This window comes from Pseudoalteromonas rubra (assembly GCF_004212645.1).
In the GTDB taxonomy this organism is placed as follows: Bacteria; Pseudomonadota; Gammaproteobacteria; order Enterobacterales; family Alteromonadaceae; genus Pseudoalteromonas; species Pseudoalteromonas rubra_G.
Genome location: NZ_PPUZ01000034.1, coordinates 67,692 through 81,348 on the forward strand (window position 1 = coordinate 67,692; position 13,657 = coordinate 81,348).

Genomic DNA, 13,657 nt, shown 5'->3' on the forward strand with positions numbered 1-13,657 from the left:
TTTGTTGCGCAGCTTTAAGAGCGCTCTTCAACCGCTTTACCGGTTTGTGGCGACGTGTCGTAGATGGACTGCTCCTTGTTATAGTGCTTAAGATACTCTTGCAGTATTTTGTCATAGGTGCCGTCTTTTTTTATTTCCCGCAGCGCCTGCTCCACCTCCAGCCGGGTTTTATCCAGCGCGCGGACCTTAGAAAACGCAATATAACTGGGGATCTCATAGCGGTAACTGGGCACCTCGGCAACCAAGTCTTCAATGCCGAGCTGCTTGATGATCTCAAGGGCACCGAGTCGGTTGATCACCACCACTTCCACTCTGTCTGCTAGCAGCAACTCAAAGCTCCGTCGGCCTGTATCTGTCGTCACGACATTTTCAAACACGCCTCTTTTTAGCGCCGTGTCGATTTCTGTGCCATAGCTCACTTTATGCATAACCCCAACCCGATAAGGCGCCAGTGAGTTAAGTCGACCGTCAAAGTGAATATTGTTTTTTCTCAGCGTGAACAAAGCAATTGACTGCTCAATGAGCACCTCATCCGAGTAATCCAAAAATGTCAGTCTTTGAGGCGTTTTGTAAATGGTGAAAATACCATCGTAGCGCCCGGTTTCCACTTCTCTAATCGCTCTGCCCCAGGGAAGAATGTCGATGCTGTAGGGCTGCTCCATACGCCTGAATACCTCGCGTACCAGCTCCACCGCTATGCCGCTGGGACCATTTTTGCCCTGAAACTCGTAAGGCGGATATTCAAGCGTAACCAGCCTGATAACCGGTTTTTCAGGCGTACTGGCGCCCAACAGACAAACTGCCACCAGGCAAAACAACACCCTGCACCAAACTGTCATGACGCCCCACCTGTCAGCCTGAGCAGAGGCTGGGCAAGCACGTTTGCGCAATCGAATAAACACTGTGTGTACCACACAAAGCCAGTCATATATCAGAAGCTCAGCTGTACTTTGATATAAGCGCGACGCCCGCGGGGGTCGCCCGTTCTGGGGTCATAACTACCTGCAATGCTGACATAAGGCGGATCTTCGTCGGTGGCATTGACGATACCAGCGATAAGCCGGGTTTCTGAATCCTCCTTCACCAGGTCGCCCAGATTGATGCTGTATTGCAAGTCAATGGTGTTGAACGAGCTGATAGATTCGCCGCTGACGTCGTTTTCATAGCTGGCAACATGACGAAAATAAATGTTGGCACTGTGCTCGCCATCTGACCAATTCATGCCAATGCTGCCTCGTAACCGCGGAGCCGGATTACCGACCGTGTTACGGTTAAGTTTGCCCAGCCCGTCGCTGGTGTTGCCGGACGCATCCATAAGGTCGTAACTCAACAAATATGAGGCCTTGAGTTGCGGCCTGAAATCTCCCATATCAGTGCGATAGATGGTTGTGGTGCTAATATCCAGCCCGGACGTATCAATGGCTTCGGCGTTGATGAATTTGGTATTCACAATGGAGATGGTACCGGCTGACGTGCGGATCACCCGGCTTGGATCATTAGGGTTGGCGTTGACCACCGCCTGATGGCTTTCACGGGTCAGTACGTCTTCAAATGAAAAATCCCAGTAATCCAAGTCCACAGCAAGTTCATCCAAAGAGAAAGACAGGCCAAGATTCACCGCCTGTGAGGTCTCCGGGACCAGGTTGGGATCGCCAACGGTTCGGTTACCGCCAAACGTGGTAGAGCGATCTTCCGGATCGGTGATGTTAGCAAAGTTGGTCTGTACGCCCTGTAACTGATGAACCGACGGTGCCCGGAAAGACGTGCTGTAAGTGCCCCGAAATGAAAACAGCTCGCTGGCCAGCCATAAAAACGACACCTTAGGATTGGTGGTGTCGCCACCAAACTCGCCATAATCCTCATAACGTAATGCCGCGCCGATTTCTAAATCGACTGTCAGCGGCACCAGCACTTCGGCGAACACGGCTTTTACATCACGCTCCCCGTAAAAATTCTGATTACCAATGAGAAAAGCAAAGCTGTCTTGCTGGGTAAAAGAGTCATAGACATTATTAATGGACTCATCGCGGTACTGAAAACCGAGCGCATAGCCGACATCGCCACCGCCCACTTCAAACAACGACTCACCGGTGATCACGGCCTCATACACTCGCATTTCCGATTCCGCATCCCCCAGATAATCGCCGATAATAAAGTCTCTGAGCAGCTCGTTGTCCGGGTCCTGCGGATCAAAGGGGTTGAAGTAATAGCACTCGCCTTGCCCGGCCTCGGCCACTGTGGTGCCACTGCACTTGATCCCCCCTAAGCCATGCAATGCGGCCTGAAAGTTATCGGTAATGACGTCTCTTGGATTCAATATGGCGTCGTTCGCAGCCGCTACAAAAGAGAACTGCCAGTAAATGCCTTCTGTTATTTCACCATCGCCACCAAAGGCAAACCGCGAAGTCGTGTGGTCGTAATAGTTGATTTCGGTTGGTTTACCGACCCCGTAAGGCCGGCCACGAAAGAAGATGTCCTCACCATAGGGGTTATCCGGGTGACTTGCCAGCACACTGGGGGCGTTCAGTACCGGAAAACTGGGTGACACTTCCCGAGTTATTTTGTTTCTGGCGTAGCCAAATTCAGCCCATAAGCGCGTGGTATCGCTCCAGTCCCTGGTTGCGCGCGCGTAGGCTTGCAGCCTGTCTTCGTTCGGCACGGCGGTGATCTGTGGGCCAAAATCAAACAAACAAAACGAATTGCCGTTGCTCCCTTCGGAGAAAATCCCGCCATTAGCAACACAATTTGGATCTGCGACCGTTAATCCATTGGGATTGTTTTCATCCGCACGCGAAGGAATGACAAAACTCCCCGGGTTACCAAAGCTACTGGTGGCGGGCTGTAACCAGTCAACTTCGTCAAGTAATAAGCTGGAGCGCTCAAGAAAGCTGACCGCAAACAGCATGTGTCCGGTATCACCTACATACCCGCCATGGGCAAAGTCAATTTTGGTATCCTCCTGATCGCCCTCACTCCAGCGAGTGCGATACTCATATTGCAGCTCGCTCCCTTCTAAGTCGTCCCGGGTAATAAAATTCACCACCCCGGCAACGGCATCTGAACCGTAAATGGCAGAGGCACCGTCTTTTAATATTTCGACTCGCTTGATGGCCAAAGTTGGCACCAGTGATGCGGTATCAACAAAACTTGCGCCCTGATCGGTCACCACTGCCGACGTAACCTGCCGGATCCCATTCAATAACACTAAGGTTGACGATACGCCCAGCCCCCGCAGGTTGACGTTCGAGGTGCCCGCAGTAAAGTTTTGCGACAAGTTATCTGAGTTGTTCTGCGACCCGGCATTAAAGGGCAAAACTTCGATCAGATCTCGGACATTGTTTGCGCCAATATCGGTCAGGTCGCTGAGTTCCGTGCTGGAAATGGGCGAGGCACTCTCTGACTGAATAGAGCGCTTGATCCGCGACCCCGTGACAGTGATAGTTTCTATGGCACTTTGGTCGTTACTTTGTGCGTTGGTGGGTGTTTCGGCAACGACTAACGCGGGACAAAGTAACAAAGGCAGAGTCCGCAATAGCAAAGACTGGGCTCTGAGCGAGGAGTTGCACATGATTTCACCTTGTTGTTGCTGACGGTAAATTTGCTCAAGTGCTATGTGTCCCTGGAGTGTCACTCCCACAGCATTTTAATATTGCTGTTTTAATCATAGTCGCAGATTTCAAGGTCATAGCAAAACTGGCGTGTTTTTTTGCTCATAGCGGGCATTGCGGCGCAAGTAAGCGCACAGACTGGCCTGCACGCTCACTCAAAATTGCGACTAGCGTGGCCGATTATTTACTCACACGCAATGTGTAGCTGCCAGCCCCTGAGTAGGAATACACCACAAAGCGGTAATAGCCAGACCCGACACTGTAGTTAATCGACTCAGTGGAGGATGGTGATTCAGAAATCGCAACCTGTTGCCAGGCGCCGTTTAGCCATTTTTCTATTTTCAGGTCAAAATCGGCACTGGCGGGCCCACTCAGGCCCAGACCAATCGTACCGCCGCCGTACTGAAACCAGCTACCGTTCGGCTCAATGGCACTTTGTTTGTCACTCAGTGTACCTGTGTAGGTGTCTGGTTCGGGTTGTGTTGCAGTGTCGATGGTGAAAGAAATGGTTTGTGCCGGATCGGAAATATCGCTGATCCTAAGCCCGGAGTCACTGCCGTTCCACCACAGTGCATTCGTACCACGCGAGGTTTGTGCATTGGGCAAAGCCTGAGTGAACTCCCCCGCCACATCAAATAGATCGCTGCCGTCGCCGCGATTACGCTTATATTCCGGGTCTCGGTTACCATCACCGTGCTCCATCTGAATGTACGGATACCATTCATTCGAGTTAGTACCACGACTGTCGACATGCCAGATGGCCAGCCCTTGATCGAGCTGCTCAGAGTTTTGACCCGACTTATGAATGGCTTCGATATAAAATGCTTCATTGCTGTTTGCCGGATTGGTCCATTTATAAGAGGTGCCGCTGTCCGAGGTATGACTTAAACGCCCTGAAGGCGCATTGGCATTAATTGCCGGGTTCAGCTCAGTCACTGTGTCCCAGCCTGCAATAGCCCTGAAGTGTGCGACGGGCGGCGTCGGCTTGTAACGATTGGTTGTGCCTATGGCCCCGTAACCCATCACGCCAAAGCTGGCCACTGAGCCTTCGGAGCTGCCATCGTAGTCATAAAGATCTGGCCAGTTTGTGATCAAATGGCCCGACTCGTGGACAAAAGTGCCAATGGCCAGACTGGCGCGCATATCGGTGATCTGATAACGGTCGGTACACACGCCATCGGCACAAAAACGCGGGCTGAGCCTTGCCATGTGTGGCCACAATCCCTTAGACCAGGCACTGTCTGAATTACCAGCATAAAAGATATTAAGCCCCCGGATCTGTTTACTGTTGTTGGTGGTGAGCTGAGAAAAATCAAATCCTTGCTGGTATTCCAGCCATTGCAGCGCTTCGTTGATCAGCTCCTGAGAGCGAACCGTCGAGCTGAGGCTGGAGTCGGCATAATATGCCTTGTTCTTTTTTGCCGTGTAATACTGGGTCACTGTGTTGGTATAGTCGAGCTTATTGCCCGATACCGAGCGAAAATAGCCCCGCACCGATTGTGCATTACCAAACTCGTTGTAATTTAAGTCGTTCAAAAAACGCTCTACCTGTGCTTTGGTAATGGTGCCACGTTCATCGGGGAAATCTATGATGATCGTCAGGCCCTTTACCTGACCACTGATCTCTTCCGGGCTATTCATATCAACCATCGCGGTGTGTAACCCGCCCTGTTCGCCTAGCATCTGTACACGCATTTTTTCAACCTGCGCCGCTTTGGCCAAATCCGTCAGTCCGGCCTGAGGCTTGCCGACAGTGCTTGGCCGTAGTGCGCCTTCGCTGCCAACCAGTTGTCCGGTAGACTCCAATTCCCGACCATCCGCACTCACCTGCGCGTATGCCATGCCCTTAAGCGTTTCATCGTAAATGACCAGGCGACCATCCGCCGTTCTTTGCTCTGCGTAATAGTCGTTACCTTGCAAAAAGAGTGTGACTGTCTTGCCGTTGGGTTGGGTAAACTCGTAACGGGTGTTGTTATAAGGGATAGCGGCCTGGGCAAGCGTTGCAACGCTCAGCGTCCCAATGGCCAACAAAGAGTGTAGTGTTTGCATATTTAAGTTCCTTTACATGTTGGTATACCTTTTTCATATCAACAGAGATATGAAAACAGGAACTTAATTATTAACCCTACATTTACAACTTATCAAATTTAAATTTTTGTGATCATCTTATTTGCCGCAGCTTCAATGCTGGTTGTTTATACTATGGAGCACAGTTTTGCTAAGGTCGGATAGAGGCAAGTTATTTTGCTCCTGAGCACACCAGCGCGGCAGCATGATACGCCCGCTGCCAGTTTGCGTGAGCTGCGCCGGTTTTGGGTGGTTTACTTTGGCCTTCGACCAGGCGGCCGTGATTGCCGTGTTGTTGAGCAACTGCACGTACATATCCACAGATGGGGTCAGCTGTGAGCCAATCAAAGCCGGCATGGACGCGATTAACTTTGTTTGTACCTCGGGTTGTAAAACCTTGGCCTCGACCACCGCGTCGAAGACGGCCAGTTGCCACTGATAAAAGTCATTAAACACGGTTTGCCCGCTGGCGTTAATCTGAGTTGCAACAGAAGACTTAAAACGCACAAAGCCACCCCAGTCACGCAAATGGATTTGTGTATTAAGCAGGTTCAAGCCAGTACCGGCGGCATGGCCAAATTGCTCTGTTTCTGAATGGAATAAAAACGCCCGGATGTACATCAGCTGAGCATTGCGGTAGCTGTTATTGTCGAAGTACAGGTTGCCCAGATTGTTTTTGATGTTTGCGATTATCTCCCTGTCATCAGAGAGCATCATGGCTTCTTTGAGGATCCCGGTTGCCTTTTTATGCTTACCAGTAAACCGATAGACCACCGCAAGATTGTTGGCTATCCGGGCATACTGCTTCTCATCAGCCACATAATTCAAAGCACACTCATTCAATTGCTCGGCATAGTCGTAGTCATGCATATGACGATGGTAGATAGCCACAGAGCCTATCACATGAACATGTTCGCCCTGCAAATATGCCTGCCACTTGTCCTGATTAAGTTGCGCTATGATGTGCGTTACTACTTTATGATCATGTGCTCTGACGCCCGACTCAAGCCCGGCCAGATACACCTGCAACAAACCTTTGCTGGGCTCTGAAGGTAACCGTTCCTGAGCCTGATGAAACACCAAAGCAGCCTGAGCCGGATTTTTATCATTAAGCTCCTTTAACTGGTTTAATGTTTTGAATAACTCCGCTGGGGTGAACGCGACGGCGGCAAAAAACAGCAAGCTTGTGAGCATAAATCGGTGACACCTAATTACAATGTGGTTAAGCATGGTACAGATACAATTAATATACCAGATAACCGCGCGCGCCAAGCTGGCTATTATTGACACAACCAGGTCAAAAAACCACCCAAAAAGCATACAAAAAAAACATATTTGTTAATAAAACTACTCACATCCATTTTTACCCATTTAGAGCACCAATTGGGAAGTAGCTTATTTTATTGACAAAAAATGAGCGAAAAACACAAATATAAATATTTTTATATGAAATATCTCATTTTCTTGTTTACATTTGGAAAACACTGCGATAGCATGAAGTCGTTCCTTAGGGCATGGCTAATCACACGAGTCATTCCAAATGAACTCCCGAGAAGTAGAGCTTACCAACAAGGATGTTGGTTTATTGGGTATTTCCTGGCACAGTTTTGTTGCTATTGGAGGTTAGGCAGGACATTTCCTGCCTTTTTTTTTGCCTTCTGCCTGGCCCAATTAACTTGCCAACCCGGCTTATTTTTGGGTAAATTTGGCAAAAACAGCACAGTGACTACCATGGCACTCAGACAACCGCATTCCGTACTCGTCGTTATCTATAATACCCACAACGAATTTTTGCTTTTGCAACGCGCCGATGATCCAGATTTTTGGCAATCTGTAACTGGGGGAATTGACCCCGGAGAAACCCCCGTCCAGACAGCATACCGCGAGTTATTAGAAGAAACCGGCATTGACGCTCACACTCTGGGCCTGAGTATCACAGATCATCAAAAGTGTAATCAGTACACCATCAGAGAGCAATGGCGGCACAGATATGTGGCAGGTGCCAAGGTCAATACTGAGTATGTGTTCAGTGTTTGCGTGCCAAAAGGATGTGAGGTGCAGCTTGCACCGGGGGAACACCTGGCTTATCGCTGGCTTACTCAGCAACAAGCGGCCGAGCAAGCCTGGTCAAGCAGTAACCGCCAGGAGATTTTGTCTATTGAGCTGGCTTAAATAACAGTGTCTGCCAGGTGACGGATGCTCTGCCCTGGGCATCTTCTTCGGGTTCAGTTACCTCCAGGCAGGTTAAATCCGCTTTGTGCGCGATATCCAGCAGATAATCCACGGTACAATTGACCATTCCACGGACCTCTAACGCTTCTTCATCGCTACAGTGGCGCAGCTTCACTACCAACAGTGCATCCGGATTCATCAGGTTGCGCAAAGTGAGCATAGCCTGCTGGCCCGAGCTCGACTGCAAATAATTGAATACCGAGCTCACTAAAATCACATCAAAACCGTGATGCTCCTTTTGCACCTTGTAAAGGCAAGGCAGCTCGTCCTGATACCAGCTGATCGGCATATCGCGGGTATAGGCCTGCCCCAGACGATTTAACGAGCACACGGGCTCTACAGCAACCACTTGTGCCTGCTCTGCCTGCTCGGCAAAAAACCTGGCGTCTCTGCCTGCCCCGGCACCAATATCCAAAAACTTTAAACCCGCTTGTTCCATCAAAGGGGTAACAAATTTTAGCCATGAAGCATGTAGCAGCTCAAAGCGGTAAGACTGGTAAAGTTTAGCCAGTTGTAATGCATTGTCTTCGTAATATTGCATAGGCATAGTTGCTACGCTCCAACCAATTTCATGTGTTCCTGTTACGCGACCATCATAGACAATAATCAAGGCACAATTATGACAGTTTGGTTAAACATGCCTGAGATTCAGTCACGATTAACGCTTTGATTTAGCGATAAAAGCGTATACATTGGTTGCCATACAGCTGATCGATTGTGGATCCATTATGGTCAATACGAACCACGCGCCACTTTACAGGAAGCTTAGGTTTCGAACATCTGAAAACATGCCGGGATCTGTTCCTAAATGCATGCCAACGGTTGACGTCAGTGATCCATTACACAAGGAGTATTTATGTCACTCAATGCTTTACACACCCCCTGTCTGCTGCTGGATAAAAAAAAGCTGCTGACTAATATTGGGCGGCTAAACACGCACCTGGCACAATTTGATGTCAGGTTACGGCCACACCTGAAAACCCTCAAATCGGTAGACGCAGCCAGATATATGCTGGAAGACACATCTGCCCCCTGCACTGTATCTACCCTTGAAGAAGTCAAACAGTTCGCTCAGGCCGGATTTACAGACATTACCTATGCGGTGGGGATCAGTGAGCACAAACTCCCGGAGATCCTGGATATCCAGAATCAGGGCGTTACGCTACATATTTTGCTCGACAGTTTTGAGCAGGCGCAGTTTGTCCATGCCTTTTGTCAGGACAATGGCTGTAAGCTCAGCTGCCTGATTGAGATAGACTGTGACGGAAAACGTGCCGGTATTGCGCCAGAAGATCCGCAGCTCATTGCCGTTGGCAAAATTCTGGCATCCGGCGGGTTATACTCAGGATTGCTGACACATGCCGGTGGCTCGTATGAGTGCAACAGCCTGGATGAGATCCGTGCTATGGCACAACAAGAGCAAAATGCAGTCCGCGATGCGGCGAGCCGGTTAAGCGCGCAACAGATCGACAGTGCCATTATCAGTGTTGGCTCGACCCCCACCGCAATGCTCGGAGATGGGTTTGAGCAGATCACCGAAGTACGCGCTGGTGTCTATGCCAGTATGGATCTGGTGATGGCCGGTCTGGGCGTCTGCCGCTCACAAGATATCGCACTGAGTGTGCTGACCCGGGTGATTGGTCATAACCGCGAGAAAAACTGGCTGATCCTCGATGCCGGCTGGATGGCGCTGTCTCGCGATACCGGCATTGCCTCGCTTCAGTATGGTTATGGTCTGGTGTGTGACGAAGCCGGCCACGTTATACCCGAGCTGTGCGTAAACAGCGTTAATCAGGAGCACGGCATTGTGGCCCTGCCCGAGGGCCTGGACCTGAGTCATTTTGCCATTGGCACCTTACTGCGCATATTGCCAAATCACGCCTGTGCCACCGCCGCGCAACATGCGGGGTATCAGGTGATTTTCGATGATGAAATGGACTACTGGCCACGTTTTGGCGGCTGGTAATGGTCCATATTCAGCATTGTTGCTATAGTACAGACACGGAAATAAAGAAGGAATAAACATGGACCCTATCACGCTCATTCTCGACTACCTCCTCACCGTTGAGGCCTTTTTGCTGATTTTTATCATCTTTGTGCTCAAAGGCAGCATTAAATTTGTGCCGCAAAACCGCGCCTGGATCATAGAAAGGTTTGGTAAATACCAGTCCACCAAAGAAGCCGGTTTGAACTTTATTGTGCCTTTTATCGATCAGGTGTCTGCCGATCGCAGCCTTAAAGAGCAAGCCGTCGATGTGCCCTCTCAGTCGGCCATCACCCGCGACAACATCTCCTTGATTGTAGACGGCGTGCTGTACTTTCGGGTGCTGGACCCCTACAAGGCTACTTATGGCGTTGACGATTACATTTTCGCGGTCACTCAGCTGGCGCAAACCACCATGCGTAGTGAGCTGGGCAAAATGGAGCTGGATAAAACCTTTGAAGAGCGCGATATGCTCAATACCAATATTGTCTCTGCCATCAATGCCGCGTCGGACCCCTGGGGCATTCAGGTACTCAGATATGAGATCAAAGACATAGTGCCACCCAACTCAGTAATGGAAGCCATGGAAGCGCAAATGAAAGCAGAGCGGGTTAAGCGTGCGCAGATCCTGGAATCGGAAGGTGACAGACAAGCCGCTATCAACGTGGCCGAGGGTAAAAAACAAGCCCAGGTACTGGCCGCAGAGGCAGAAAAAGCCGAGCAGATCCTCAAAGCAGAAGGTGAAGCAAAAGCCATTATCGCCGTTGCGGAAGCGCAAGCAGATGCACTGAGAAAAGTCGGTGAAGCCGCCAACACCGAAGAAGGCCAAAAAGCCATTCAGCTCGACCTGGCCAGCAAAGCTATTGTAGCCAAAGAAGCCATTGCCCGTGAATCTTCCGTGGTCTTGTTGCCTGAAAGCGGCACCGATCCCAGCTCTTTGGTAGCACAAGGCATGTCGATCATCAACAGCCTGAATAAAAAGCAGAAGGAGCAACCGTGAGCCTGTTTGTGGAACACCTGAGCCAGATCCTGATTGTACTCGGGCTGCTGGCTTTAATTATAGAAGTCGCCGTACTGGGCTTTGCCACCTTTGTACTGTTTTTCCTCGGCCTGTCACTGGTCCTGAGTGGCCTGATGATGTCGGTGAGCTTACTGGACGCAACGCTCATGAATGCACTGTGGGTCAATGCGGTATTAACCGCCGCTCTGGCAGCTGTACTTTGGCAACCGCTCAAGCGTATGCAGGCTAAAACACAAAGCACAGAAGTAAACAGCGACTTTGCCGACATCACCTTGGTACTCAGCGACGACCTCAACGAGCAAAGCCAGCTCACCCATGCCTACTCCGGGATCACCTGGCAGCTAAAAAGCGAAACGCCTATTGCAAAAGGCACCACAGTCAAAGTGGTCAAAAAAAGCGTCGGGGTGCTGTGGGTGGAAGCGCTGAATACGCCTAGTTAAGCTGCAAACGTGTTTCTGATAAGCACCCTGTGCTTTGTTAAGGTTGGGTCATGATACCAGGCTAGTAATTGTGCTTATTGGTGCATGATAGCCAGTTTCAATTTTGAGCTGGTTTTCTGTAGTTTCTCTCAGAGAAGGTACTTTACAAGAATAGCCAAAGGCTGGGAGGGTTACCTAAAAAATGTAGATGAGTATACGTCTCTAATTTTTGAACAATGACTATACATAAAGTAACCAGCTGTCATTAAGTTTTCGCGAATTTATTGTAAACACGGTTATAGCCTATTAAATGAAACAAGTAATATTATGATTTAAATAAAGTAATTAAAATTGAAGAGAGTTCTTAAATCTAGATAATCATCATTGAAACTGATAGCATAGCGAATGCATTGTATCCTGAATTATATGACATGAACGAAGACCCTTTAGTAAAACTAGAAAAAGACGTAAAAATTGTTGCCAGCGCTCGGTTCAACTGTAGCAAGAGACTAAACAAAAAAACATGGTGGTCATTGTTTTCCATATCGGCAATCTCTATATCTCTGATTTTACTGACTATATGCGAGAACTATTATGGAATAAAGTCGATAGAACCTCTACTTTTCATACAAATAACATTGCCAGGCTGGATATTCACAACACTCTCATCAGTAATTATCTTAGCTTTATCCATCGCGATTTCTTCAGCAAGGTTGGATGTTCAATATGAGAAAATCTACGATTCAGCCCTGAAACTCAACAAGCTAGCAAGGGAGATACAAGTCGACATACAAAGCGAAGATTCAGCCTCATATGGAGAGATAGTAGATAGATACAACAAGATCCTAATTGAAAATCCTGTCAATCACAAAGACATTGACTACCATATTGCTAAGTGTGAGATCAATAAAAATAAAGAACCTGATTATTACTATAAGAAGCATATCAAACAACATTTCTGCCTCTTCCCCTACTACTTAATTACGTTTGTCTCTTTAAGTGTAATACTTTCGATTTTAGTAAAGGTTACCAGCTAAGATGCTAAGACAAGATTTCAGTGCAAAATCACTTCTAAACATTACAACTAAAAATGAGATCATTAAATTTCAGCTAGGACGGAATAGAACTGAATATTTAAATGAACTAGAAAAAGTTTCAAAATCTATAGAGACCTATGATTTTGAAATAAAAAATATAAAAACCACAATAATAGCTGGAAAAACTGTATATTATACAGACGAACCAGTTGAACACTACTGCTTGAAAAAAATCAGCTATGATTTAAAGCGGCTTTATAAAATAACCACATCAAATCGAGACGAGATTTCGGAGCAGGTTCTTAGAATACTAGAAACATCATCTAGTTATGGAATAATTCGAGTGGACATTAAAAGCTTTTATGAGTCAATTAACTATGAAAGGCTACTATCAAAGCTCTACGATGATAAACTGCTAGCATCAAATTCAAATACTATTCTCCAGTCCTTGTCTAGCCTTGTATCAAATAGTCTCCCCAGAGGCTTATCTATCAGTCCAGCACTCTCAGAAATATTCATGAGGAACATTGACAACCTGATTCGCTCGATTCCTGGAGTTTATTACTATTCAAGATATGTAGACGATATATTCATATTAAGCACTAGAAAATATGAAGTAGTAAAAGAAAATTTAGATAAAATACTTAAAGAGCATTCTATTCAAACCAATAACAAAACATTTATTAAGAATATTCCATCTTTAAGTGACAGTGAAAAAACCAAAGTCAGTTTTGACTATCTAGGATATAAATATATAGTTCGTTCTAAAGAAAATGGAAATAAAAGATTGGTTGATGTCACTCTTTCGGATGATAAAATAAGAAAAATTAAAACTAGAATCATCCACTCTTTGTTAGCCCGCTCTTTTCACAGGCCAAATAGCTTTTACCAGAAGCGTCTTCTGAAACGGAGAATTGATGTTCTTTCTGGTAATTACCCAATAAGTTCGAGCCGCAATAGAAATGGAACTTTAAAGGGAGGGATATACTACAGCAACCGCCTAGTTAATAATCCAAAAGTATTTGAAGAATTTAATAGATTTATTATTAAATCAATGTATACAAAGAAAAATAATTTCTTTGGCAGAGCAATGACGAGAATCCCTGACAAAGAGAAGGCAGAAATAACAAAGATATGCTTCAAGGAAGGTTTTTTAAGCCGTAAGTATCTAGATTTGAATGATACACAAATGAAATTTGTAAAACAGTGCTGGAAAAATCAAAACCATAAGAAAAAGTGATGAAAAAAGTAAAGATAACGCTATCAAAAAGTGTAGTGGTTTAATAGAT

The 13,657-nt window shown here is 47.3% G+C and carries 11 protein-coding genes; 6 read left to right on the forward strand and 5 right to left on the reverse strand.

Annotated elements, in window-relative coordinates; translation table 11 throughout:
• Positions 1-14: 14 nt before the first annotated feature.
• The 4 genes from C3B51_RS12915 to C3B51_RS12930 all read right to left on the reverse strand — a co-directional run bounded on the left by C3B51_RS12915 (position 15) and on the right by C3B51_RS12930 (position 6,869).
• Positions 15-839, reverse strand: a complete 825-nt coding sequence (locus C3B51_RS12915) for a substrate-binding periplasmic protein (RefSeq protein ID WP_130245297.1) — start codon at positions 837-839, stop codon at positions 15-17.
• A gap of 92 nt (positions 840-931) precedes the next feature.
• Entirely contained in the window at positions 932-3,631 is a 2,700-nt protein-coding gene (locus tag C3B51_RS12920) for a TonB-dependent receptor domain-containing protein (RefSeq protein WP_130245298.1), read from the reverse strand.
• 157 nt (positions 3,632-3,788) lie between these two features.
• Positions 3,789-5,657 (reverse strand): M6 family metalloprotease domain-containing protein, encoded by a 1,869-nt coding sequence (locus tag C3B51_RS12925; RefSeq protein ID WP_130245299.1) that lies wholly within the window; start codon positions 5,655-5,657, stop codon positions 3,789-3,791.
• A gap of 132 nt (positions 5,658-5,789) precedes the next feature.
• The gene (locus C3B51_RS12930; protein ID WP_165389153.1) at positions 5,790-6,869 is read right to left on the reverse strand and encodes a tetratricopeptide repeat protein; all 1,080 of its coding nucleotides are present in this window, start codon (positions 6,867-6,869) and stop codon (positions 5,790-5,792) included.
• 537 nt (positions 6,870-7,406) lie between these two features.
• On the opposite strand from C3B51_RS12930, the gene nudB reads away from it, so the two are divergent.
• Positions 7,407-7,847: a dihydroneopterin triphosphate diphosphatase gene (nudB, locus tag C3B51_RS12935; RefSeq protein WP_130245301.1), complete on the forward strand. Its 441-nt coding sequence runs from the start codon at positions 7,407-7,409 to the stop codon at positions 7,845-7,847.
• On the opposite strand, the gene C3B51_RS12940 is transcribed toward nudB, so the two are convergent.
• Entirely contained in the window at positions 7,831-8,454 is a 624-nt protein-coding gene (locus C3B51_RS12940; protein ID WP_046007419.1) for a class I SAM-dependent methyltransferase, read from the reverse strand. The genes nudB and C3B51_RS12940 overlap by 17 nt on opposite strands.
• A gap of 309 nt (positions 8,455-8,763) precedes the next feature.
• Here C3B51_RS12940 and C3B51_RS12945 point away from each other — a divergent pair, with 309 nt between their 5' ends.
• The 5 genes from C3B51_RS12945 (at position 8,764) to drt3a (ending at position 13,608) form a co-directional block, all read left to right on the forward strand.
• Entirely contained in the window at positions 8,764-9,873 is a 1,110-nt protein-coding gene (locus C3B51_RS12945; protein WP_130245302.1) for an alanine racemase, read from the forward strand.
• A 58-nt stretch (positions 9,874-9,931) separates the two neighbouring features.
• Positions 9,932-10,891 carry a slipin family protein gene (locus C3B51_RS12950; protein WP_046007417.1) on the forward strand — a complete coding sequence of 320 codons (960 nt, stop codon included), beginning with the start codon at positions 9,932-9,934 and terminating at the stop codon, positions 10,889-10,891.
• Entirely contained in the window at positions 10,888-11,352 is a 465-nt protein-coding gene (locus tag C3B51_RS12955) for an NfeD family protein (RefSeq protein ID WP_130245303.1), read from the forward strand. Before C3B51_RS12950 ends, C3B51_RS12955 begins: the two co-directional genes overlap by 4 nt.
• Positions 11,353-11,762: 410 nt before the next feature.
• Positions 11,763-12,368 carry an SLATT domain-containing protein gene (locus tag C3B51_RS12960; protein ID WP_130245304.1) on the forward strand — a complete coding sequence of 202 codons (606 nt, stop codon included), beginning with the start codon at positions 11,763-11,765 and terminating at the stop codon, positions 12,366-12,368.
• Position 12,369: 1 nt separating this feature from the next.
• Positions 12,370-13,608 carry an antiviral reverse transcriptase Drt3a gene (gene drt3a, locus C3B51_RS12965; RefSeq protein WP_130245305.1) on the forward strand — a complete coding sequence of 413 codons (1,239 nt, stop codon included), beginning with the start codon at positions 12,370-12,372 and terminating at the stop codon, positions 13,606-13,608.
• Positions 13,609-13,657 lie beyond the last annotated feature (49 nt).

What these genes read in the sequence shown, in the direction of transcription:
- C3B51_RS12925 (WP_130245299.1), bottom strand. Translation starts at nt 5,657, where the DNA reads ATGCAAACACTACACTCTTTGTTGGCCATTGGGACGCTGAGCGTTGCA.
- C3B51_RS12945 (WP_130245302.1), top strand. Translation starts at nt 8,764, where the DNA reads ATGTCACTCAATGCTTTACACACCCCCTGTCTGCTGCTGGATAAAAAA.
- C3B51_RS12940 (WP_046007419.1), bottom strand. Translation starts at nt 8,454, where the DNA reads ATGCCTATGCAATATTACGAAGACAATGCATTACAACTGGCTAAACTT.
- C3B51_RS12950 (WP_046007417.1), top strand. Translation starts at nt 9,932, where the DNA reads ATGGACCCTATCACGCTCATTCTCGACTACCTCCTCACCGTTGAGGCC.
- nudB (WP_130245301.1), top strand. Translation starts at nt 7,407, where the DNA reads ATGGCACTCAGACAACCGCATTCCGTACTCGTCGTTATCTATAATACC.
- C3B51_RS12930 (WP_165389153.1), bottom strand. Translation starts at nt 6,869, where the DNA reads ATGCTCACAAGCTTGCTGTTTTTTGCCGCCGTCGCGTTCACCCCAGCG.
- C3B51_RS12960 (WP_130245304.1), top strand. Translation starts at nt 11,763, where the DNA reads ATGAACGAAGACCCTTTAGTAAAACTAGAAAAAGACGTAAAAATTGTT.
- drt3a (WP_130245305.1), top strand. Translation starts at nt 12,370, where the DNA reads ATGCTAAGACAAGATTTCAGTGCAAAATCACTTCTAAACATTACAACT.
- C3B51_RS12915 (WP_130245297.1), bottom strand. Translation starts at nt 839, where the DNA reads ATGACAGTTTGGTGCAGGGTGTTGTTTTGCCTGGTGGCAGTTTGTCTG.